Origin of the sequence: Streptomyces hokutonensis (assembly GCF_000376565.1) — a bacterium.
GTDB lineage: Bacteria > Actinomycetota > Actinomycetes > Streptomycetales > Streptomycetaceae > Streptomyces > Streptomyces hokutonensis.
On the sequence record NZ_BARG01000014.1, the window covers coordinates 42,674 to 66,931 of the forward strand.

Annotated in this window: 14 protein-coding genes; 11 read left to right on the plus strand and 3 right to left on the minus strand. The window is 71.0% G+C overall.

The genetic code is table 11. The features are described 5' to 3' along the window. Positions 1–190: 190 nt before the first annotated feature. A complete protein-coding gene (locus SSP08S_RS05875) occupies positions 191–1,807 on the minus strand; it encodes a sodium/solute symporter (RefSeq protein ID WP_019066644.1) in 1,617 nt (538 codons plus the stop codon). After that, positions 1,804–2,373 carry a DUF485 domain-containing protein gene (locus SSP08S_RS64440; protein ID WP_019066645.1) on the minus strand — a complete coding sequence of 190 codons (570 nt, stop codon included), beginning with the start codon at positions 2,371–2,373 and terminating at the stop codon, positions 1,804–1,806. The genes SSP08S_RS05875 and SSP08S_RS64440 overlap by 4 nt, the downstream gene beginning before the upstream one ends. 297 nt (positions 2,374–2,670) lie before the next feature. Between SSP08S_RS64440 and SSP08S_RS58115 the strand changes: the two genes are divergently transcribed. From SSP08S_RS58115 to SSP08S_RS05915, 7 genes are all read left to right on the plus strand, one after another. Then, the gene (locus tag SSP08S_RS58115) at positions 2,671–3,588 is read left to right on the plus strand and encodes an SEFIR domain-containing protein (RefSeq protein ID WP_019066646.1); all 918 of its coding nucleotides are present in this window, start codon (positions 2,671–2,673) and stop codon (positions 3,586–3,588) included. Positions 3,589–3,630: 42 nt separating this feature from the next. Further along, positions 3,631–5,214 (plus strand): VMAP-C domain-containing protein, encoded by a 1,584-nt coding sequence (locus tag SSP08S_RS05890; RefSeq protein ID WP_158697133.1) that lies wholly within the window; start codon positions 3,631–3,633, stop codon positions 5,212–5,214. Continuing rightward, a complete protein-coding gene (locus SSP08S_RS05895) occupies positions 5,211–6,245 on the plus strand; it encodes an AAA family ATPase (RefSeq protein ID WP_019066648.1) in 1,035 nt (344 codons plus the stop codon). The genes SSP08S_RS05890 and SSP08S_RS05895 overlap by 4 nt, the downstream gene beginning before the upstream one ends. Positions 6,246–6,252: 7 nt before the next feature. Beyond that, entirely contained in the window at positions 6,253–10,050 is a 3,798-nt protein-coding gene (locus SSP08S_RS05900; protein ID WP_026178210.1) for a TIR-like protein FxsC, read from the plus strand. Between the two features lie 105 nt (positions 10,051–10,155). Further along, positions 10,156–10,461: a hypothetical protein gene (locus tag SSP08S_RS05905; RefSeq protein WP_019066649.1), complete on the plus strand. Its 306-nt coding sequence runs from the start codon at positions 10,156–10,158 to the stop codon at positions 10,459–10,461. Next, on the plus strand, positions 10,451–11,506 hold the full coding sequence (locus tag SSP08S_RS05910) for a polyprenyl synthetase family protein (protein ID WP_026178211.1): 1,056 nt from the start codon (positions 10,451–10,453) through the stop codon (positions 11,504–11,506). The genes SSP08S_RS05905 and SSP08S_RS05910 overlap by 11 nt, the downstream gene beginning before the upstream one ends. Before the next feature lie 31 nt (positions 11,507–11,537). After that, positions 11,538–12,698 carry an oxygenase MpaB family protein gene (locus SSP08S_RS05915; protein WP_019066651.1) on the plus strand — a complete coding sequence of 387 codons (1,161 nt, stop codon included), beginning with the start codon at positions 11,538–11,540 and terminating at the stop codon, positions 12,696–12,698. 12 nt (positions 12,699–12,710) lie between these two features. Here the strand turns inward: SSP08S_RS05915 and SSP08S_RS05920 are convergent, their stop codons facing one another. Further along, a complete protein-coding gene (locus SSP08S_RS05920; protein WP_078532353.1) occupies positions 12,711–14,285 on the minus strand; it encodes an MFS transporter in 1,575 nt (524 codons plus the stop codon). A gap of 380 nt (positions 14,286–14,665) precedes the next feature. On the opposite strand from SSP08S_RS05920, the gene SSP08S_RS05925 reads away from it, so the two are divergent. The 4 genes from SSP08S_RS05925 to SSP08S_RS05945 all read left to right on the plus strand — a co-directional run bounded on the left by SSP08S_RS05925 (position 14,666) and on the right by SSP08S_RS05945 (position 24,254). Next, complete coding sequence (locus SSP08S_RS05925; protein ID WP_026178212.1) at positions 14,666–15,454, plus strand: ABC transporter ATP-binding protein; 789 nt, start codon at positions 14,666–14,668, stop codon at positions 15,452–15,454. Further along, positions 15,451–18,024 carry an ABC transporter permease gene (locus SSP08S_RS05930; RefSeq protein ID WP_019066654.1) on the plus strand — a complete coding sequence of 858 codons (2,574 nt, stop codon included), beginning with the start codon at positions 15,451–15,453 and terminating at the stop codon, positions 18,022–18,024. Before SSP08S_RS05925 ends, SSP08S_RS05930 begins: the two co-directional genes overlap by 4 nt. A 272-nt stretch (positions 18,025–18,296) precedes the next feature. After that, positions 18,297–21,827: a transcription-repair coupling factor gene (gene mfd, locus SSP08S_RS05935; RefSeq protein ID WP_019066655.1), complete on the plus strand. Its 3,531-nt coding sequence runs from the start codon at positions 18,297–18,299 to the stop codon at positions 21,825–21,827. Between the two features lie 939 nt (positions 21,828–22,766). Beyond that, the gene (locus SSP08S_RS05945; protein WP_026178213.1) at positions 22,767–24,254 is read left to right on the plus strand and encodes a hypothetical protein; all 1,488 of its coding nucleotides are present in this window, start codon (positions 22,767–22,769) and stop codon (positions 24,252–24,254) included. Positions 24,255–24,258 lie beyond the last annotated feature (4 nt).

Here is a 24,258-nt window from a genome sequence, read left to right on the forward strand (position 1 = left end):
ACTCCCGCTGAAATGCAGGGACCTTCACGCTCGGACGTGCAGAGTCTGAAAAGGAGCGGTGAACAGCGGGAGTCGTGGTGGTGGTGTGGCAAAGAACGAGTCATGCACGGCTATGGCGCCGGTCATGCGGGGCTTTTTCGTCGGTCGTCCTTCGCCCCGCGTACCGGTCACCTCCGCCCGCGCGTACCGGTCACCCTTCGCCCCTGCGCACCGCGCCCGCCAGGATCCAGCCCTCCATCGCCTCGTACCGCCTGCGCTGTTCGTCCTCCTTCTGCCGCCCCGAGGCGACCGTGCCGAGCCAGCCGCAGAGGAAGCCGAGGGGGATGGTGACGAGCCCGGTGGTGGTGAACGGGAACCAGTTGAAGTCGGCGCCCGGGAACGCGGCGGCCGGTGAGCCGGAGACCAGATTGGTGCCCGGCATCAGCAGCAGCACACCGAGCGTGCCGCCGATGAGCGTGCTGAGCAGGCCCGTTCGCGTGTACCGGCGCCAGAAGAGGCTGTAGACGAGGGCGGGCGCTATGGCCGAGGCGCCCAGACAGAAGGACAGGGTGACCAGGGGTTGCAGGCCCCGGTGCTGGACCAGCGTCGCCAGCACGATCGCCGGGACGCCCACTGCCAGCGCCGAGTAGCGGGCCAGCGTCATCTCCCGGCGGACCGGCATCTCCTCGACGCGGGCCGCGAAGACGTCGTGCGCAAGGGAGTTGGCGCAGGCGAGGATCATCCCGGCCACCGAGGCGAGCAGGGTCAGGAACACGGCCGTGGTGACGGCGGTGAACAACAGCGTCTCCGCCGTCGACACGTCCGCCCCGAACACCGCCCGCGAGCCCAGCAGATACGCCGTGTTGCCCTGCGCGTCGGCCCGCGCGATCGCCGCCCGCCCCAGCAGCGCCGTGGCACCGAACCCGACGACCGTCACGATCACCACGAACAGCGCCACGCTCGACACCGCCCACGACATCGACCGCCGCACCTGCCGGGCGCTCGACGCGGTGTACATGCGCATCGTGATGTGCGGGAGGCAGGCGCCGCCCAGGACGACGGTCAGCTGCGAACTGATCATGTCGAGCTGGGGACTTGGCCCACCCGCGAACTCGAGTCCCGAGTGCAGGAAGGCCGTTCCGGCCCCGCTCCGGCGCGCCGCCGTGTCGAAGAAGGCGCCCAGGTCCCAGTGGAAGCGGTTCAGTATCAGTACGGCGATCACGGCCCCCGACCCGATCAGCATCACGATCTTCAGGATCTGGATGAGGGCGGTGCCCTTCATACCGCCGATCGCCGCGTAGCTGATCATCAGCGCGCCCAGGCCGATGATGCAGCCGGTCTGGAGCGACTCGCCGGAGAAGCCGAGGATGAACGCCAACAGCTGTCCCGCGCCCGCGAGTTGGACCAGCATCAGCGGCAGCAGCGCGATGATGGTCACCGCGCACGCGACCATCCGCACGGACCGCCCCGGCATCCGCCGGGCGAACGCGTCGCCCATCGTGAACCGGCCCGCGTTGCGCAGCGGTTCGGCCAGCAGGAACATCAGCAGCATCAGCGACAACGCCGTGCTCAGCGCGAGCACCACCCCGTCGTAGCCGTACAGGGCGATCACGCCGCCCGTGCCCAGCACACTCGCCGCGGAGATGTAATCACCCGCTATGGCAAGGCCGTTGCGCAGCGGCGAGAGGGAGCCGTACCCCGTGTAGAACTCGTCGAGGTCGTCGCGGTCGGGCCCGGTCATCACGCACAGCAGCAGCGTGAGGGTGGCGACGGTGGTGAAGGCGACGAGCGACGTGGTCTGCGACGCGGGGTCGTGGAAGCCGGTCATCGTGCCGCCTCCCGTCTGGCGTCCAGTTCGGCCTGCTTGCGGATGCGGTCCGCGAGGGGGTCCACGCGCCGCGCGGCCGTGTGCTCGTAGAGCGCTATCGCCAGCCAGGTGACGGGCAGTTGGACCAGTGCGAGCAGCAGTCCCGTGGGCACGCCCGCGACGACCGTGCTCGACATCAGCGGGGGCGCGAACGCGGACAGGGCCAGGAACAGGCAGAAGTACCCGAGCGCGGTGAGCGACGCCACGCGCCGCTGCCGCCGGTACGCGCCGCGCAGCACGCGCAGATCCCGGTGGTTGCCGAGGGCGGGACGACGGGGCGGGCGCCGGCGTTCGGGCGGGGGCGGGGGCGGCTGCCAGGGGTAGGTGAGGCGGGGCGGGGTCGGGGCGTGCGGGGCACGCCGGTCGTACGGGGCGTACGGGTCGTACGGGTGCGGGGCGTGCGGACCATGCGGGGGATCGGGGTCGGGATCGTACGGGTACGGGCCGTGCGAGTCATGCGGGTTGTACGGGTCGTACGGGTCGTACGGAGCGGATGAATCATGCGGAGGGTACGGGTCGTAGGACATCCCGTGCTCCTTGCGTGGCTCGGGTCCGTGGCGGCGGACCGCAGGGAGTTGGGCGGAGCGGGTCACGCATGTTACTCGCCGGTTGGGGGGTGTGGGTGCTTTTCGGTGAAGTGGGCGGTTGGTATGCGCTTGCGGTGTCAACGGGAGGCTGACCTTGGGTGTTGGGCGGGGGGACGCGGGTTTCCCGGCGGCCGGGCGCAAGTCGGCGGCACATCGTCGAACAGGGCCCCAAGAAGTCTCTGTTGAGCCATCATGTACCCACTCGATGTGGTGTGCGGCAGGCAAGGGGGAGGCCACATGAGCGGGACGACGCTGTCTCCGGAGCGGGTGTTCATCTCGTACGCGCATGACGACGACGAACACGTCGACCGGGTCCGGGAGTTCTGGCGGTTCCTGCGCGCGAACGGAATCGACGCCATGCTGGACCTGCCCGCGGGGGAGGTCCGTCAGGACTGGTCGCTGTGGATGATGCGCGGGATCCGCGACAGCAGGCGTGTGATCGTCGTCGCCTCGCCGCAGTACAGGCGGCGCGCGGACGGTGACGCCCTGGCGGGAGAGGGCGCCGGAGTGCAGTGGGAGGCGCGGCTGTTGCGCGATCTCGTGTGCCGCGATCCCGAAGCCGCCCTGGACCGGATCGTGCCGGTCGTCCTGCCCGGAGCCACCCGGGCCGACCTGCCGATGTGGCTGTGCGCGGGCAGCCACACCTATTACACCGTCGAGGAGTTCACCGAGACGGGAGCGAAAGCGCTGCTGCACCTGCTGACCGGCCAACCGTACGAGACGGAACCGGCCCTGGGGCCGATGCCAGTACTGCCGCCCCGCGAACAGCCCACGGCAGAAGGCCGGTCGGGGCAGGCGGGGCAGCCGGCCACGGTCTCCCCGCCGCCCCAGGCCTTCCGGATGCCCGACCAGAAGTCCCTGGTCGACGCCCTGATGGGCTGTCCGGCCCTGCACCAGCTCGCCCGCCGCCATGAACTCCTTTTCCTGATGGGCGAGTTCCTGGGACTCGGCCATGCCTTCCAGGTGCCGGAGGACAGCGACGCCCGGACCCATCTGCGCGCACTGGACAGCCGGATCAGGCGTACGACGCTGACGCCCGACACCGCGCTGAAGGCGATGTACTTCGCCCTGGAGGAGATCGCGCCGGACGACATCGGCACCAGGCGGGTACGGGACCTGCTCGTCGCGTGCGGACTCGTGTTCGGGGAGGCGTGAGTGTTCCGCCGTATCTACCGCAGATGGTCCAGGGACCGCAGCATGCCCGCGGCCCGGACGGAGGCCGTGGCGGAGACGGAGCGGGACGAGGACCGCGAGACGGACCGGGTGCTCGTCGAGGTCCTGGTCGGCATTCCGTGGCTGCAGCAACTCGCGGGCAGACAGGAACTGTTGAGGCAGACCGGGGTGCGGCTGGTGGGGATCACCGCCGAGTCGTCGACGCCCGTCACACATCTGAGTGCGATCGTCTCCGTGGCCCGGCGCGGAGACAAGCTGGAGTCGCTGGTGCTGGCGCTGCAAGCCATGGACGCGGACGACATCGGCACCCTGTGGTTCGCACTCGCGGTCAGGGTGCTGACCGGCCCGTCCGGTTCGGTCGCCCCCGAGTTCATGCTGTCCCTGATCCGTGAACTCCAGTCCGAGTCAACCGGGTTCGGACGCGAAGCGACACACCGCTACCTCGCCGAGCGCCGAAAGGACGGCCGCCCGGTGGACGCCGGCAACCTTCCGCAACTGCTCGACAAGCTCTACGACGCCCGGGTGCCGACCACCGGCTCCGGCGCACCGACCGGCCAACTCCGGCGCTTTCTCACCCTGTTGGCGCAGGAGCCGATGGGCCCCGGGCTCACCGGCCTGCTCGCCCCCGTGTGCGACCGGGTGGACGGACCGGACCCGGCGGACGACACCGAGCGTCAGGTCATCATCCAGATACGGGTCGAGGAGGAGGGCGCCCCCAGCGACCTGCCGTACACCCGGCGCCACTACTCCCTTCGCGGCTACTACTACGAGCGCGTCGGGGATCAGCGGCCGGTGTTCCTGGGCACGGAAGCCCTGCCCGAGCAGTTCACCGGGGACGAACTGGAGCGGCGCGGAAGGGGGTTCCTCACTGCCTGGCAGGAACCGGCCGACGCGGCCCGGGGGTTGACCAAGCGGGTGGAGTTCCTGCTGCCGCACTCGCTGCTGGCGCACCCCGCGGAGGCATGGCCGGGCGGCCCGGCCGGAGTGCCGCTGAGCCTCACCTGCCAGGTGGTCGTACGGTCCCTGACCCGGTACAAGGACAGCATGATCCATGACGCGTGGCTGCGCCGCTGGAAGGCGCTGGACCGCGGCTGCACGCCCGGCGACGCGCTGGACCGCATCGGCTGGATGGGCCCGGAGGTGCGGGGCGAGGACGCTCACGGCGACAACTCCGGAGCCAAGCCCTGGAGTTGTCCCGACAGCAGATATCCGTCCCTGCGGCTGACCGACCCCGCGGACGTCGCCGACTGGCTGCGGGCCCACGCCGACCTCTCCTGCCTGGGACTGGCCGTCCCGTACGACCACGACGACGGCCTGATGCGGGACGCCGTACGGGCCGCCCTGCTGGAGGACGGCATACCCGTCATGGTCTGGCGGCGTGACGACGGCGAACCCGGTCCGCTGCTGGATGTGCTGCGGGGCTGTCAACCGCCGCGCCTGCTGGCCGAGTTGCCCCACAGCGTGCACGAGGCGCGCAAGCTCGGGCGGAAGGATCCCGACGCCCTGCACAACCAGATCACCCTGCTGTGGGACGACCCGACGTGCGTCTTCAGCGGCCAGGACCAGCCGATGGCCGGCACCCGCGAGGCCGGCGAGGGAGCAGCATGACGACCAAGCCGGACTGGTGGGTCTACGAGGGGACCGGCACCCCGCACGACCGCATCGACCGCCTGCCCGAGGCGCCCCCGTGGCGGGCGTTCCGGCACGGCACCGGAACCCTCGACACCCCCGAGGCACCCGACGACGAGGCCGTTCAGCGTCATCTGGGCCGGGTCGGCCAGGGCGTCGCCTACCAGGCCGGCGACCGCGAGATCCACCTCGTCAACCTGGCCCTGCACCTGCGCCGCCCACTGCTGCTCACGGGCAAGCCCGGCACCGGCAAGTCCACGCTCGCCTACGCCGTGGCCCACGAACTGGGACTGGGGCCGGTACTGCGCTGGCCCATCACCAGCCGCTCCACCCTCAAGGAAGGCCTGTACGAGTACGACGCGGTCGGCCGCCTCTACGACGCCGGTCTGCGCAACGCCGGCGTGCTCGCGCGGCAGGGCGGGGAGTCGGCCGAACCGCCGGGGATCGGCGAGTACATGTGGCTGGGGCCGCTCGGCACGGCGCTGCTGCCGTGGCGCCGCCCGAGGGTCCTGCTCATCGACGAGATCGACAAGAGCGACATGGACTTCCCCAACGACCTGCTGAATGTCTTCGAGGAGGGCGAGTTCGTCATCCGTGAACTGGCCCGGCTGGAGGGCGCGCAGACCGTGATGACCGCCGACCACGACAGCGTGGAGGTCACCGGGGGTGAAGTGGCCTGCGCCGAGTTCCCGTTCGTGGTGCTGACCAGCAACGAGGAGCGCGAGTTCCCGATGGCGTTCCTGCGCCGCTGCATCCGGCTGGAGATCGGGCCGGCCGACTCCGAGCGGCTGGCCGGCATGGTCGCCGCCCATCTCGGGCCGCCGAACGGATCCGCCGACGCCCGGGGCGCGCTCATCGCCCAGTTCCTCGCCAAACAGCGGGAGTCGGGCGCCCTGGCCAACGATCAGCTGCTCAACGCGCTGCTCATGGCGGAACGCGGAGTCTGGGGCGACCAGACGGCGCACACCCTGCTCGACGAGCATCTCCTGCGGCCACTGGACCGGGGCTGAACCGGTCGTGCCGGGGGGCTCGTTCTGGGGTGGGGCAGGGCAGTTCGGGTCGCGTAGCGCGTTCGGGTCGGGGGCGGTCGGGCAGTTCGCGTCGGGGATCGCACCGGTCGCACCCGGGACCGAGGACGGACGCGACGAGGACGCGCGTGACGCCGTCCTGCGCGCGGAGCTCGCCCGGCTGCTGGACGTCGGGGACGGGGGACCCGACGCGGACGACGCGCTCGACGTGCTGTGGATCGCCCGGCTCGGCGGGCTCGACCCCGTGGACCCGCTGCTCCTGGCCAACGACCGCACCGGCACGGCCAGTTCGGCCCAGGACCGGACGCCCGCTCCCCGGCCCGAGCACCCCGCCCCGGACGCCGGCCCCGAACCCCCGCAGGCCGGCCTCCACCTCCCCGCCGGCGCCGACACAGCCACCCCGCCCCGCTCCGGCGGCGCGCACGCCATGCGGGTCGCCCGGCCGAGAGCGCTGCCCGACACCCTCGCCCTGACCCGGGCGCTGCGTCCGCTGCGCCAGACGGTCCCCTCCGCCCGCTTCCGCACCCTGGACGTGACGGCCACGGCGGCGGCCTCCGCGGACACCGGCCTGCTCCTGCCCGTCGTGCGCCCGGCGCGTGAACTCCGCTTCTCCGTCGACCTGTTGATCGACACCGGTACCACCATGTCCGTCTGGCACGGGCTGGCCGACGAGCTGCGCACCCTGGCCGCCCGGCACGGAGCCTTCGCCGACGTACGCGCGTGGGCCCTGCACACCGAAGGCCCGGAGCCGGCACTCGCGCCGTTCCGGCGGGGCGCGCGGGCCGCGGCGCCCACCCGCCGCTGGCGACAGGCGCTCGCGGACCCCACCGGCCGCCGCGCCGTCCTCGTCCTGACCGACGGCGTGGGCGAGTCCTGGTACGGCGACGAACTCCCCGCCGCCCTCGCCGACTGGTCCCGGACCCGCCCCGTCGCCGCGCTCCAGGTGCTGCCCAGCCGGCTGTGGCACCGTACGGCGCTGCGCGCGTCCCTCGTCCGCGCCCGCCGTACACCCGCCGCCGACGGCCGGATCGAGGTGCGGTCCTCCGGTCCGCTGCCCGGCATCGACCGCAGTCCCGCGGGCGCCGCCGACCGGGCCCTGATCCACTGGCTGCCGGTCCTGGAGGTCTCCGGCGACTGGCTCACACCCTGGGCCCGGCTCGTCTCGGGCGCCACCAACGACTGGACACCGCTGCAGGCCGCCCCGCTCACCGTCGTCGACCGGCCCGTGCGGGCCGCCCGGGCCGCCGAACCGGCGGATCCCGCGGGCTGGATCGAGCGGTTCGAAGAGGGCTACTCGCCGGACGCCTTCCGCCTGTTGCGGCTGCTGGCCGCGGCACCGCTGAGCCTCCCGGTCATGCGACTGGTGCAGCGCACGATGCTGCCCGCCTCCACCCCCATGCACCTCGCCGAGATCTTCCTCTCCGGCCTCCTCGTCCGGCGTACTCCACCCGTACCCGGGGAGGACCCGGAGAGCGTCCTCTACGACTTCCGCGACGGGGTCCGTGACGCGCTGCTGGACCGGCTGACCCGTACCGAGTCGCTGCGTGTCCTGCGTCAGGTGATGGACGAGGTGAGCGAGCGGGTGGCGGCCACGCTGGCCGGGGTGAGCGACTTCGCGGCGTGGGTGGCCGCACTCGGCGGCCGAGAGGGCCTCTCCGGTCTCCAACTCCCCGAGGAGAGCCGCGCGTTCGCCGAGGTGACGGTCGCGGTCATCAGGGGTGTCGGCGGGGACTACGCGGAGGTCGCCGGCCGGCTCACCCGGGACTGGGCGGCGGCGCGGGCACCGGAGACGCCGGCCGAGCCTCGCGAGCCGGAGCAGCAGCCCGGCGCGGCGGCGCGGGGGCGCATGTCCCTGCCGTCCCTGCTGCGACGGCGCGGTCGCGGGCGCGGCGCGGAGCCGGACGCGGACATCGCCGACAGACGGGAGCCTGACCACCGCGGCGGTGCCGGCAGCGCCCAAGTGCCGCACGGGATACCGCCGTTGCCGTCCGGATACGTGCGTCGCGCGGAGGCCGGTGACGTCATGGCCGCGCTCGATATGAGCCGCTTCACCGAACATTCGACCTGCGTCATCGAGGGTCCCCGGGGCGTGGGCAAGACAGCACTGGCGATCGACTGTGCGCGCAGGGCCGCCGATGGCTCCACGATGGTCCGCTGGATCGACGCACACCGCAGGGAGACCCTCCTGGCGGGCCTGGTCCGTCTCGTGCAGGACCTCGGCCTCCCCGTCGAGGCGGAGAACGGCTTCCCCGCGCTCCACCTGCGCGAGCTCGGCGCCTATCTGCGTAGCCGCCCCGGCTGGCTGCTGGTCTACGACGGCGTCACCGAGGACACCTTCACACCGTCCCCCGGCGAGCCGCCGACACCGGCTGCGCTGTGCCTGCCGCCGATGGGCTACGGCCGCCTGCTGATGACCCACGCGGAGGGAGTACGCCTGCCCTTCACGCGGCGGACAAGGGTGACCCTGGCCGACTTCACCCTCACCGAGGCGGTGTCCTACCTGCAGACGGCTCTCGGCGACCGGCGCGGCGAACTGTGGTTACGGCGCACGGAGTTGGCCGATCTCGTCCAGGTCACCGGGGCCAACCCGCTCGCGCTGTCCCGCGTCGTCTCGTCCCTCACGAGGAGCCGGGTGCCGGTCGCCCGCCATGTCCAGGAGGAACTGGCGAGTCGCCCGGCCGTCGACCGGAGCCTGCGCTCCCTCGTCTGGATCACCGAGGGCGAGGACTTCGTCGGCACGGGGATCGCCGTACGCCCCGATGTCGTACTGACCACCCAACTCGGTGCATCCCACGGGGAGTTGGAGGTCCATCAACTGGGCCGCGGGAGCGTGCGCGTGGCCCACACGACCGAGCCGAAGGGCGTTCCGGGGGTGACCGTGGCACAGCTCCGGGACAGTGCCCTCCAAGCGGTTCGCGCGGCTCCCGCCGACCGGGGGGCGGTCGCCGCGGCCTGGTACGTGCGGCCGGTGCCGGGCGCGAGCATGCCCACGGTCCGGCTGAGCCCGGCCGAGTCCGAGGAGCACCTGCTGCCGCCGGGCGCGGCCGTGCTCGATGCGCAGGGCAGGCTGTGCGCGATGGTCGTGCGGACGCAGAAGGGCACGGCGCGGGTCCACGTCCCGAGGCTGCTGATCGAGAACACGCTGACACTGGCCGTCGGACGCGTCGGCCAGGTCCGTGAGCGGGCACGGGAGATCGAGCTTCCGGAGACGGCATCGCGAGAGCCGCTGTTCTTCTTGAGCTACGCCCGTCCGGAATCCGACGCGGGGGAGCCGGCCGGTAGTCCTGAGGTTCGTTTCTTCAACGAACTGTGTGCATACGTCCGGGAGTTGACGCGCCACCGGGGCGAGGACGTCGGATTCATCGACCGCGACATCACCATGGGTGAGGACTGGCGGGAGCAGGTGAACGAGGCGATGGTCCGTGCCAAGGTCTTCGTACCGCTCTACTCGCCCCAATACTTCGCGAGCGCCTTCGCCGGCAGTGGGTGGGACATCTTCTGGGCGCGGCGGAGATCCGACGACGGCCCCAGCAGCGGCATGCCGGCGGTAGTGCCCGTGCTGTGGACGCCCACCTCGCGTGACCAACGGCCGCTGAGCGCTATGTTGGCCGAGTTCCCGTACGAGGAACTTGTCAGCGGGTACGCCGAACACGGCCTCCGGGGCCTCATGGAATCGGGCCCCGAGGACGCGTACCGCCGCGCCGTCCGCCGCATCGCGCACCAGATCGTGGCCGCGACCCGGGACTCCCCAGGTGGCGACCGTGATCCGCACGGCCGAGCGAAGTGATCACCCGATCGTGAGTTCCTCCTCATCCGTGCCCGAACTGTCGCGATCCTGACAGGAGGGGCGGACAACCGGCGCCACCCGGACGGACTGCGGGCGGGGAGCGGTATGACGCGAGCGGCGCAAGGACATGAGGGTCCGCACGAAGGCCTGGACGAGCGGGCGGTCCTGCTGGCGGCCGGTCTGGCCGAGCTGGCGGTGACCACGGTGGGTTCGGCCGTGGGCTCGGCCTGGGGGGCGTTACGGGGGCTGCTGCGCCGTTCGGACGCCGCCGAACTGGTCGCGGAGGCCGAGCAGGAGCTGACGGCGCGCGGGCGTCTGGTACGGGACCGGTACACGGGCGTACCCCCGGCGCATCTGGAGATCCTGGCCCGGCACGCCCTCGCCCGGCAGGCCGCCGCCGATGACGTCTGACCGGTGGGAGCCGGCCGCCTTCAAGGACCGGGTGGACCAGGTGCTCCAGCGGTTCGTGGCGGATGAGGCCGGGCGGTTCGCGGAGATCGACCGGGTGCTGGGGCCGGTCGCCGGGCAGTTGGAGGCCGCGGTCGCGGACGGCAAACGGCTGCGGGCGGCGTTCTGTTACTGGGGCTGGCGCGCGGTGGGGCAGCCCGACAGCGACGCGCTGGTGCGGGCGGCGGCCTCGATGGAACTCGTGCACGCCGCGGCCGTCGTGCACGACGATCTCATCGACGACAGCCCGTTGCGGCACGGCCGTCCCACCGCGCACATCGCGCTGCGCGGTGCCGTACGCCGCCGCCCGCGGGCCGTCTCGGCTGCGAGGTCGCTCGCCATGCTGGTGGGGGACCTGTTGATGGGCCTGGCAGGGGAGTTGTTCGCCACCAGCGGGCTGCCCGCCGCGTATCTCGCCCGGGCCCGGCCGCTGTGGTCCGTGCTGGCACGGGAGTTGATCGCGGGGGAGTGCCTGGAGATCCTGCGCACCGGGGCCGAGCCGGACACCGCCGCGTCCCTGAAGGTGATCCGCTACAAGACCGCCAAGTACACCGTGGAACAGCCCTTGTTGATCGGTGGCGCCCTCGCCGGGGCCGGTGGGCGGCTGCGGGAGGGCTACTCCTGCTACGGGCTGCCGCTGGGCGAGGCCTTCCAGTTGCGGGACGACGTCCTCGGTCTGTTCGGGCACCCGGAACGCACCGGCAAGGCCAACGCCGACGATCTGCGCGGCCACCGGCCCACCGCCCTCCTCGCCGAGACCTGGCGGGTGGCCGGTGCCGAGGACCGGGAGCGGTTGCGGGCCCTGCTCGGCCAACGGGGCCTGGACCAGGCGGGGTTGCACACGGTGCGCGAGACGATGCGCCGGCTGAAGGCACCCGACCGGGTCGAGGGCATGATCGCCGCCCGGGTCGAGGAGGCGCTCGACGCCCTCCACGAGCTGAACATTCCCGCCCCCGCCGAGGCCGCGCTGACCGAGCTGGCCCACTCGGCGGCGGTCCGCCTCTCCTGACCAGTGACCCGTGAACTCCCAGGAGCCTTCCGTGACTTACACCGAGACCTCGATGAACGACCTGCGCGCAGCCGGCGACGAACTCGCCGACGCGACCGTCGCAGCCCTGTTCGACCGCGGGGAGGTGGGCAAGTTCAACACCCTCATGCGCTACGTCTCCGTCGCGGGCGCCCCGCTGCCGGACGGCCTGCCCGATGTGGCCCGGGAGTACCTCAACACCACGAGTGCGCCGCCGAGTTGGGTCGACTGGGGCGAGATGGAGAAGGCCCGGCTGTTCTTCATCGACAACAACGTGCACATCTCCACAGCCCTGTCCTTCGCCTCCATGCCCGCCTGCTACGTCGTCCCGCCCGTGGCGAGGCTCCTGTCGGCGACGCACGGACTGGAGTACCCGTCCAAACGGATGGCGGAGACGGGCCAGTTCACCGTCTACCTGATGCGGCCCGACGCCTTCGAGGCCGGCAGCCGCTTCATCCCCGCCGCGCAGAAGGTCCGCCTCCTGCACGCCTCCATCCGCCACCATCTCGTCCGCGAAAACCGCTGGGACACGGCCGCGTCGGGGACCCCGATCTGCCAGGAGGACATGATCGGCGGGCAGATGTTCTTCTCGCTGCTCGTGCTGGACAGCCTGGACCGCCTCGGCATCCACATGTCGACGGAGGGCGCGGAGGCCTACTACTACGCCTGGCGCGTGGTCGGCGCCATGCTCGGCGTCGACCAGGACGCCGTACCCAAGTCCCTTGTGGAAGCACGGCAGTTCCTCGACCTCTACATGGTCCGGCACATGGGGCCGTCCGAGGAGGGTGCACACCTGACCCGCCAGCTCATCGACCTCTACGAGGAGGTCGTGCCCGGCACCTTCTTCGACCCGATCGTCTCCGCTCTCATCCGCCACCTCGTCGGCGACACCTGCGCCGACTGGCTCCAGGTGCCGCGCACCCCATGGGACACCCTGGTCAAGGCGGTGCCCCACCTCCTCGGCGTCCTGGAGACCATCGAGGACCACTCCCCGCTCGGCGCCTGGGCGTTGGACCGTCTCGGCCATCTCACCAGCGTCCTGGAGCTGTCCTCCCTCACCCGCGGACGCGTCATGCACTACGCCATCCCCGAACAGCTCAAGAAGGACTACGGCGTCTCCAACGCCGTTCCGCGGAAGGGCCGTTGGACCCCGCCCGCCGCCACGGTCTCCTGAACCGGACGGCCCTCACTGCTCCTTGAGCACCGGAAACCGCCGAGGCGCCAGAAACAGCAGCACCAGAAACGCCACCCCGGCGGCGACCCCCGCCCCCACGTACACCGCATGCACCGCATCCGCGACAGCCCGCCGAGTCCCCTCCGGCACCGCACCCCCGTCCAACCCCCGCGTCACCGAGTCCAGATCGCTCGCGCCACCCAGCCGCGACGCCAACACCCCGTTGGCCACAGCCCCGAAGACCGACGCGCCGATCGTCTGCCCGGTCTGGCGGCAGAACAGGACGGACGCGGTCGTCACGCCCCGCTCCTCCCACCCCACGGTCGACTGCACCCCGACGATCAGCGGGAGTTGGAAGAGGCCGAGGGCCGCGCCGAGCAGCAGCATCAACACCATCGGCTGCCAGGCCGCGCCCGGATACGGCAGGAACGGGAACGCGAACAGGATCAGCGTGGCCGTTCCGATGCCGAGCATCGCGGTGTTGCGGAAGCCGATCCGCCGGTACACGTGCTGGCTGAGTGCCGCGGACACCGGCCAGCTCAACGTCCATACGGAGAGCACGAATCCGGCCGCCACCGGGGCCAGACCGAGCACCGACTGGGCGTACGTCGGCAGGAACACGCTCGGCGCGACCATGAGCAACCCCAGTGCGCCCAGGGCCAGGTTGACGGCGGCGATCGTACGGCGGCGCCACACCCACCCGGGGATGATCGGCTCCGCCGCCCGGCGTTCGATCGCCACGACGACTCCGGCCAGCGCAAGTCCCGTACCGAACAAGGCGATTGAGGGGGTCGACAGCCACGGCCAGGCCACCCCGCCCTGCACGAGGGCCGTGATCAGGACGCCTCCGCACGCGAACACGGCCAGCGCGCCCGCCCAGTCGACGCGGGGGCGGGAGGTGCGGGTGCGCTGTGGTTCGTGGAGGTAGCGGACGATCAGCCACAACGCCACTGCTCCGACAGGGAGGTTGACGAGGAAGATCCAGCGCCAGCCCGCGTATGCCGCGAGCAGGCCGCCCACACCCGGACCCGCGACCGCCGACACCGCCCACACCGTGGACAACTTCGACTGGATCTTGGGGCGTTCGCTCAGCGGGTACAGGTCGGCGGCCAGGGTCTGGACCGTGCCCTGCAACGCCCCGCCGCCCAGGCCCTGCACGACGCGGAACGCGATCAGCGCGCCCATGCTCCAGGCCGCCGAGCACAGCAGCGAACCGGCGAGGAAGACCGCCGCGCCCGTGATCAGCACCGGCTTGCGGCCGAAGGTGTCGGAGAGCTTGCCGTAGACGGGGAGGGTGACCGTCACCGCGAGCAGATAGCCGGAGAAGAGCCAGGAGAAGACGGAGAAGCCGCCGAGGTCGCCGACGATCTGCGGTACGGCCGTGGAGACGATGGTGGAGTCGAGGGCGGCCAGCGCCATCGCGAGCATGAGGGCCGCTACGACGGCTCCCCGGCGCCGGTCGGGAGGGGCCGGCGTGGACCGCTCGGCCGCCTCGGGGCGTATCTCGCTGTCGCTGTCGCTGTCGACGTCCGTGTCGGTGTCGGTGTCCCTGTCCCCCTGGTCCACAGGATTCCTTTCCCCTTGCATCTATCTGCCGCGCACCAGCTTCCCACTTGAGCCTCACGTAGCGGCAGGGTGGAAGCTGAGCGGGCCGGTGGGTGGACCGGACCCCGAGACCGACTCCACCCGGCGGTGGAGAGCCCCTAGGGGTGTCTCCCCAGTACGGCCCGGGGACGGTTCGTACCGGCGGAGGAGGAGAAGGGGCCGGGGCCGTCCTTAACCTGGCTTTATGCCGCTGGGGGGCGGCAGGCCGAACCGCAGAGGGTGGGGTTTTCCCCCGGGAAAGACTGCGCTGAGCACCAGCGCGCCGGACCCCCTCCCGCCGCCAGACTCATCGTCGTAACCACTTGAAACGCATCGACCGGACACCGGCACGCTCGTCCGCCGACCGACTTAGGAGACATACCGTGACATCGGCTGTGACCATTCCCAGGCACGGGGGTACTGGAGGGCGTACGGCCGTTGCCGCGCGAGCGCGGCAGGTCGTCAAGGCCTACGGCGCCGGGGAGACCCGCGTCGTCGCCCTCGACCATGTCGACGTGGACATCGCCCGCGGCCAGTTCACCGCGATCATGGGCCCCTCGGGATCCGGCAAGTCCACGCTCATGCACTGCCTCGCCGGGCTCGACACCGTGACCTCCGGGCAGATCTACCTCGACGAGACCGAGATCACCGGCCTCAAGGACAAGAAGCTCACCCAACTGCGCCGGGACCGGATCGGGTTCATCTTCCAGGCGTACAACCTGCTGCCGACGCTGAACGCGCTGGAGAACATCACCCTCCCCATGGACATAGCCGGCCGCAAGCCCGACAAGGGGTGGCTGGCGCAGGTCGTGGAGACGGTCGGGCTGTCGAGCCGGCTCAAGCACCGGCCCAACCAGCTCTCCGGCGGTCAGCAGCAACGCGTCGCCGTGGCACGGGCGTTGGCGGCCCGGCCGGAGATCATCTTCGGTGACGAGCCGACCGGAAACCTCGACTCCCGTGCGGGCGCTGAGGTGTTGGGCTTCCTGCGCCGCTCCGTCGACGACCTGGGCCAGACCATCGTGATGGTCACGCACGACCCGGTGGCCGCCTCGTACGCGGACCGCGTCCTGTATCTCGCGGACGGCCGGATCGTCGACGAGATGTTCAAGCCGACCGCCGACGCCGTCCTCGACCGCATGAAGGACTTCGACGCGCGGGGGCGTACGTCATGACCGTCCTCAAGACCTCGATGCGCAACTTCTTCGCGCACAAAGGGCGGATGGCCCTCTCGGCGATAGCCGTCCTGCTGTCGGTGGCGTTCGTGTGCGGCACGCTGGTGTTCACCGACACGATGAACACGACCTTCGACAAGCTCTTCGCGGCCACCGCCTCCGACGTGACGGTCCTGCCGAAGTCCGCCAAGGCCGACGGCAGCACCCCGCAGAACGGACTGCCCGAGTCGCTGCCGGCCTCCACGGTCGCGCGGGTGGCCAAGGCCCAGGGCGTCAAGTCCGTCGAGGGCGCCGTCAGTTCGATGAACGTGACGGTCGTCAACAGCGCCAACAAGAACATGGGGTCCTCGACCGGCGCGCCCACCATCGCGGGCAACTGGACGAAGAACGACCTGCGTTCGATGGAGATCACCTCCGGACACGCCCCGCGCGGCCCGACCGAGACCATGGTCGACGCCGACACCGCCGACAAGCACCACCTGAGGCTGGGCGACTCGCTGCGCACCATCTCGCAGACCGGTGACTTCACCGCGCGGATCGTCGGCATCGCCACCTTCAAGGTGACTAACCCCGGTGCGGCCGTCGTCTACTTCGACACCGCCACCGCACAGCGCGAACTCCTGGGCGCCACCGGCCGGTTCACCCAGATCGGCGTGACGGCTGCGAGTGGTGTCTCCGACGCACAGCTCAAGCAGAACGTGGCACAGACCCTCGCCGCGACGGGGACGTACAAGATCCAGACGGCCAAGGAGAACGCCGACGAGAACCGTCAGGGTGTCGGCCAGTTCATGAACGTCATCAAGTACGCCATGCTCGGCTTCGCCGGGATCGCGTTCCTGGTCGGCATCTTCCTGATCATCAACACCTTCTCGATGCTGGTCGCCCAACGGACCCGCGAGATCGGCCTGATGAGGGCGATCGGCTCCTCCCGCAAGCAGGTCAACCGCTCCGTGCTGGTCGAGGCGACCCTGCTCGGGATCGTCGGCTCGATCCTCGGTGTCGGCGCCGGTGTCGGGATCGCCGTGGGCCTGATGAAGCTGATGAGCGCGGCGGGCATGGACCTGTCGACCCGGGACCTGACCGTCAAGTGGACGACTCCGGTGCTCGGCCTGCTCCTCGGCGTGATCGTCACCATCCTCGCCGCCTACCTCCCGGCCCGCCGCGCCGGCAAGGTTTCCCCGATGGCCGCGCTGCGCGACGCCGGTACGCCGGCCGACGGCAAGGCGGGCTGGGTGCGGGGCCTGATCGGCCTGGTGCTGACGGGTGCCGGTGTCGCCGCCCTGTTCGCGGCGGCCACCGCCAAGAAGGCGACGGACGGTTCGCTGGTCCTCGGCGCGGGTGTCGTGCTCTCGCTGATCGGCTTCGTGATCATCGGCCCGCTGCTGGCCAACGGGGTCGTACGGGTGATCAGCGCGGTCCTGCTGCGGGGCTTCGGTCCGGTGGGGCGCCTGGCGGAACGCAACGCGCTCCGCAACCCCAGGCGTACGGGTGCTACGGGTGCGGCCCTGATGATCGGCCTCGCGCTGGTCGCCTGCCTGTCGGTGGTCGGCTCCTCGATGGTCGCCTCGGCGACTAGCGAGCTCGACAAGTCCGTCGGCGCCGACTTCATCGTCCAGGGCAATCAGCGGATCGTCCCGCAGGCGGAGAAGGCGATGGAACAGGCACCCGACCTCGTCCACGTCACCCGCTACAAGGACCTCGAGGCCACGCTCACCTCGCCCGACGGCCAGAAGGACACCGACGGCATCACCGCCGCCGACCCGTCCTACGCCCAGGACCTGCGCCGCGCCACCACGGCCGGCGAACTGTCCGCGGCCTACGGCACCAACGCGATGTCCGTCGGCTCCAAGTACGCCAAGAAGCACGGCGTCCACGTCGGCGACACGATCAGCGTCGCCTTCAAGGGCGGCTCTACGGCGAAGCTCAAGGTCGCGGCCATCACGGACGACGACGTCGCCATCGACCAGGGCGCCCGTTACACCAGCATCGCGACGATGCAGAAGTACCTCCCCGCGAACAAGATCCCGCCGAACGAGATCATGTTCGCCAAGGCCAAGGACGGCCAGGAGAAGCAGGCGTACGCGGCCCTGAAGAAGGCCATGGAGCCCTACCCGCAGTACCAGGTGCGCGACCAGACCGACTACAAGCAGGAACTGAAGGACCAGATCGGCCAGCTCCTGAACATGGTCTACGGCCTTCTCGCCCTCGCGATCATCGTGGCGGTCCTGGGTGTCGTGAACACCCTGGCACTGTCGGTCGTCGAGCGGACCAGGGAGATCGGTCTGATGCGGGCGATCGGGATGTCCCGCCGGCAGCTCCGCCGCATGATCCGCATGGAGTCGGTCGTGATCGCCCTCTTCGGAGCGCTGCTCGGACTGGGCCTGGGGATGGGCTGGGGCGCGACCGCCCAGCAGCTGCTCGCCCTGGAGGGGCTGAAGGTCCTGGAGATCCCCTGGGGCACGATCATCGCCGTCTTCGTCGGCTCGGCGTTCGTGGGACTGTTCGCGGCCCTGATCCCGGCGTTCCGGGCGGGCCGGATGAACGTGCTGAACGCGATCGCCACCGAATAGCCACCGCCCACGGGGAGACCCGGCGCCGAGAAGTCACGGGGGACTTCTCGGCGCCGGGTTTGTTGGTTGTCTGTTGACGGCGACTTTTTGATCGGCAGTAAACGGGTGGTGGGCGGGCAAGGGCTTTTTCGGGGGTCCAGGGGGCGAAGCCCCTTGGTACGCGAGCACCAACCCCGGGCGCGCGACCAGCGTCGTACGCTGGAACCCCCGGCCCACAGCAACCCGCGTCGGGCCCTTCGTGTTGCCCACCACCCGGACGGAAGCGCCCCTCCATGAGTCTGCACGGTCTGCTCGACGCCGTAGTCAAGGACCCCGCCCTCGCGGAAGCGACCCGCGCGGCGGCCGACGGCAACCGCATGCACGTCGACCTGGTCGGCCCCCCGGCGACCCGCCCCTTCGCCGTCGCCGCACTCGCGCGGGAGGCCGGCCGCACCGTCCTCGCGGTGACCGCGACCGGGCGCGAGGCGGAGGACCTGGCCGCCGCCCTGCGCTCGCTGCTCCCGCCGGACGGCGTCGTGGAGTACCCCTCCTGGGAGACCCTCCCGCACGAGCGGCTGAGCCCGCGCAGCGACACCGTGGGCCGTCGTCTCGCCGTGCTGCGCCGGCTGGCCCACCCGAGGGACGACGACCCGGAGACGGGCCCGGTCTCCGTCGTCGTAGCGCCCGTGCGGTCCGTGCTGCAGCCGCAGGTCAAGGGTCTGGGAGACCTGGAGCCGGTCGCCCTGAGGTCCGGCCAGTCCGCCGACCTGAACGCGGTCGTGGACGCGCTCGGCGCCGCCGCCTACGCGCGCGTGGAGCTCGTCGAGCGGCGCGGCGAGTTCGCCGTGCGCGGCGGCATCCTGGACGTGTTCCCGCCCACCGAGGAACACCCCCTGCGCGTCGAGTTCTGGGGCGACGACGTCGAGGAGATCCGCTACTTCAAGGTGGCCGACCAGCGCTCCCTGGAGGTCGCCGAGCACGGTCTGTGGGCACCCCCCTGCCGTGAACTCCTGTTGACGGAAGACGTCCGCACGCGCGCGCGTGTCCTCGCCGAGGCCCACCCCGAACTCGGCGAGCTGCTCGGCAAGATCGCCGAGGGCATCGCCGTAGAAGGCATGGAGTCCCTCGCCCCGGTGCTCGTCGACGACATGGAGCTGCTGCTCGACGTGCTGCCCAAGGGCGCGATGGCCGTCGTATGCGATCCGGAGCGGGTACGCACGCGTGCCGCCGATCTCGTGGCCACGTCGCAGGAGTTCCTGCAGGCATCCTGGGCGGCCACCGCGGGCGGCGGCGAGGCACCCATCGACGTCGACGCGGCCTCCCTGTGGGCCATCGCGGACGTACGGGACCGGGCGCGCGAGCTGGACATGATGTGGTGGTCCGTCTCGCCCTTCGCCGCTGATGAAGAGCTGGACGCGGACACGCTCAAGCTCGGGATGCACGCCCCGGAGACCTACCGCGGTGACACCGCGAAGGCCCTCGCCGACACCAAGGGCTGGCTCGCCGACGGCTGGCGCACGGTTTTCGTCACCGAGGCCCACGGCCCCGCCGCCCGCACCGTGGAGGTCCTCGGCAGCGAGGGCGTCGCGGCCCGCCTGGAGACCGAGCTCGGGGAAATCGCCCCCTCCGTAGTGCACGTGGCGACCGGATCGATCGACTACGGGTTCGTCGATACGGCGCTGAAGCTCGCCGTCCTCACCGAGACCGACCTCTCCGGGCAGAAGGCCGCCGGCAAGGACGGCGCCCGCATGCCGGCCCGTCGCCGCAAGACCATCGACCCGCTCACCCTGGAGACGGGCGACTACATCGTCCACGAGCAGCACGGAGTGGGCCGCTACATCGAGATGGTGCAGCGCACGGTGCAGGGCGCCACCCGCGAGTACCTGGTCGTCGAGTACGCCCCCGCCAAGCGCGGCCAGCCCGGCGACCGCCTCTACATCCCCACCGACCAGCTGGAGCAGATCACCAAGTACGTCGGCGGCGAGGCACCCACCCTGCACCGCCTGGGCGGCGCCGACTGGACGAAGACCAAGGCGCGCGCCAAGAAGGCCGTCAAGGAGATCGCGGCCGACCTCATCAAGCTGTACTCGGCCCGGATGGCCGCCCCGGGGCACGCGTTCGGCGCGGACACGCCCTGGCAGCGCGAGCTGGAGGACGCCTTCCCGTACGCGGAGACCCCCGACCAGCTGACCACCATCGCCGAGGTCAAGGACGACATGGAGAAGTCGGTCCCCATGGACCGGCTGGTCTGCGGCGACGTCGGCTACGGCAAGACCGAGATCGCGGTACGGGCCGCCTTCAAGGCCGTCCAGGACGGCAAGCAGGTCGCCGTCCTCGTCCCGACGACGCTGCTCGTGCAGCAGCACTTCGGGACGTTCACCGAGCGGTACTCGCAGTTCCCGGTCAACGTACGGGCGCTGAGCCGCTTCCAGACCGACACCGAGGCGAAGGCGACCCTGGAGGGCCTGCGCGAGGGCTCCGTGGACCTCGTCATCGGCACCCACCGCCTGTTCTCCTCGGAGACCAAGTTCAAGGACCTCGGCCTGGTCATCGTCGACGAGGAGCAGCGCTTCGGCGTCGAGCACAAGGAGCAGTTGAAGAAGCTGCGCGCCAACGTCGACGTGCTGACGATGTCCGCCACCCCGATCCCCAGAACCCTGGAGATGGCGGTCACCGGCATCCGCGAGATGTCGACGATCACGACGCCCCCGGAGGAGCGTCACCCTGTGTTGACGTTCGTCGGCCCCTACGAGGAGAAGCAGATCGGCGCCGCGATCCGCCGCGAACTCCTGCGCGAGGGCCAGGTCTTCTACATCCACAACCGGGTGGAATCGATCGACCGCGCGGCGGCGCGGTTGCGCGAGATCGTCCCGGAGGCGCGCATCGCCACCGCCCACGGGCAGATGTCGGAACAGGCCCTGGAGCAGGTCGTCGTCGACTTCTGGGAGAAGAAGTTCGACGTCCTGGTGTCGACGACGATCGTCGAGTCCGGCATCGACATCTCCAACGCGAACACGCTGATCGTTGAACGAGGCGACAACTTCGGTCTGTCACAGCTCCACCAGCTGCGCGGCCGGGTCGGGCGTGGCCGTGAGCGCGGCTACGCCTACTTCCTGTACCCCCCGGAGAAGCCCCTCACGGAGACGGCCCACGAGCGCCTCGCGACCATCGCCCAGCACACGGAGATGGGCGCCGGCATGTACGTCGCCATGAAGGACCTGGAGATCCGCGGCGCCGGAAACCTCCTGGGCGGCGAACAGTCCGGCCACATCGCGGGCGTCGGCTTCGACCTGTACGTCCGCATGGTCGGCGAGGCGGTCGCCGACTACCGCGCCTCCCTGGAGGGCGGGGTCGAGGAGGAGCCGCCCCTGGAGGTCAAGATCGAGCTCCCGGTCGACGCGCACGTCCCGCACGACTACGCCCCCGGCGAGCGCCTGCGCCTCTCCGCCTACCGCTCCATCGCCTCCGCCAACACGGAGGAGGACATCAAGGCCGTACGCGAGGAACTCGTCGACCGCTACGGCAAGCTGCCCGAGCCGGTGGAGAACCTGCTCCTGGTGGCCGGCCTGCGTATGCTCGCGCGCGCGTGCGGCGTCGGCGACATCGTCCTCCAGGGCACCAACATCCGCTTCGCCCCGGTGGAGTTGCGCGAGTCCCAGGAACTGCGCCTCAAGCGCCTCTACCCCGGCACCGTCATCAAGCCCGCCGCCCACCAGATCCTCGTCCCCCGCCCGAAGACCTCCAGGGTGGGCGGAAAGCCGTTGGTGGGGCGGGAGTTGCTGGGCTGGGTGGGGGAGCTCCTGGCGACGATCCTGGGGTCGTAGCGGCGGTGGGCGAAGCCTTGACACGGGCGGCGCCCACTCCCCATCGTTGAAGCGTCGGCGCCTTTCAGGCGCCCGGTTCATTCCCAGGGGGAGGAATGAACAGAGTTGTCTTCGGCAATCTCGGCGTCACTCTCACCGACCGGCACGGCGCCCGCGTCACCCGCCTGCCCCTGCGCGCAGAACCGCGACCGGTGCGGCTTCCCTACGGCCCGGGCGTCCTCGCGCCACCGTTTGTTGTGGGGCGGGAGGAACAGCGCGGACTCGTGCGCAGGGCGATCCGCGAGCGCTCGGCGGTGGAGTTCACGGGCCCCTGCGGAACGGGCAAGACCACCCTCCTCAGGGACGCGGCCGCGGGCGGAGCGTACGTACGGGTGGGCGGCACCGAACTGGAGGACCTGCTCCAGGACCTGATGCGCCAGTTCTACGTCTATCCGCTCCCCGACGGCACCCGGCTCAGCACCCAGCAGTGCGGCCAGGCGCTGGGCCATGTCACCGGAGTCGTCGTACTCGACGACGTGTCCTACACCCCGGACCAACTCGCCTATCTGCGGCGGGTGTTGCCGGGCTGCGCGCTGGTGACGGGCGCCGCCGCTCCGGCGCTCGGCGTGCTGGGGACCTCGCACGCGCTGCCGGGCCTGGCCGAGCCGGCGGCGGTGGCTCTGCTCTCCCGAGAGCTGGGCCGCTTCATCACGGACCCCGAAATGCCCGCTGTACGGCGGCTGGTGGCCGCCGTGGACGGGCAGCCGCTGCATCTGCGGCAGGCCGCCGCGCTGGCGCGCCACGACGGCCGCTCCTTCGCCGACCTCGCCCGGCGCGCGGAGTCCGACCCGAACACCCTCGACGAACTGAGCATCTCCACCATCGGCCCCCAGGCCAAGCGCGTGCTGGCGGTGCTCACCCTGTTCGGCGGCGCTGCTGCCCGCCGGCCTGCTCGCGCAGATGGCCGACATCGCGTACGTCGGAGAGACCTTCGAGTCGCTGTTCGCGAGCGGCCTGGCCGAACAGCGCGAGGACCGTTTCGGGCTGCCGGTCTGCAAGTGCGAGTCGTACCGGCAGATCCTGTACCGCTACATCGGGCTGGCCTCGGCGCTGCGCTCGCTGGTCACCTGGCTCGCCTCCGGCGACCCGACCGGTGAGGACGCGCGCGGAGCCGTCGACGCGGCGCTGAGCCTGCTCGGCATCGCGGCCGAACGGCGCGAGTGGGAGGTCGTCGTCCAGCTGGTGACCGCCGTGGAGCGCGTCCTGTTCGTCCAGGGACACTGGCAGGCCTGGCAGCACACCCTCGCGCAGGGGATCACCGCCGCGCAGGGGCTCGGCGACAAGGCGGCCGAGGCGTACTTCACCCACCAACAGGGCGTCCAGCACTTCCTGCACGACCGCACGGACCTCGCCCGCCGCCTCCTGCGACGGGCACTGGACCTGCGGACCGAGCTGGGCGACACGGCGGGCGCGGCGGTCACCGCGGCGAACCTCGCGCTGCTCGAACCGGTGGCACCTCCTCCGCGGCCTCCTGCCGGACCGGGGACACCGCGTTCCTGGCGGCGGGTGCTGACGGCTGTCGCCGCGGTGGTGGCGGTACTGGTGATCGGCACGGCGATCGGGCAGGCCCTGGGGGGATTCGGCGGCACGGGCGACAACAGCGATCCCACTTCCTCGTCGCCCGTGGGCCCGGGTTCCGGCGGAACCAGCAGCGGAACGACGACCGGGCAGACCACCACGGGGGAGACCACTACGGGTCAGACGACCACGGGGGAGACCACGACGGGGGAGACGACCACGGGAAACGGCGGGACCCCCATCACGCTCGCCGGGCCCGAAATCACCCCCACCGCGCAGGAGTTCGGGCTGACACACACCTACCCGTCCGTGGAGGCACCCGTGGTGGATTTCACGGTCACCAACCCCAACGACCGGGCCATCGACCTCGGCACCCCGACCTTCGCCGGCGAAAGCGGCTTCTCCTACGCGGACGGAACCTGCGCACAGCGGTTGGAGGCCAAAGCCTCCTGCACGGTGTCCGTCGAGTTCTCGCCGAGTCGCGTCGGGCCCGAGAGCGATCGGCTCACGATCACGTCGGGCGGGCACTCGTACACGGCCGCCCTGACCGGTACGGGATTCGCGTCCCTCACGGTCAAGACCAGCGGGGCGTCCAGCCGTACCGTCACGATCACGGACAGCCGGGCCGGAAAGGTCTGTGAGATCGAGTCCGGCTTCGACATCGCCATCCCCAGCGAACCCAAGCCGTGCGTGGTCCAGATCTCGGACAGCGAACAGCAGTTGACCGCGACCATCTCGGACGGCGAATTCAGCTTCCTGAACTGGTCGGGTGCATGTGCGAGTGACACCGACACCTGCGTGCCGATCCTCACCCGGGACACCGAGGCGACGGCCGCCTTCTCCCCGCCCTCGCCGGAACCGCTCCGCTGACGCG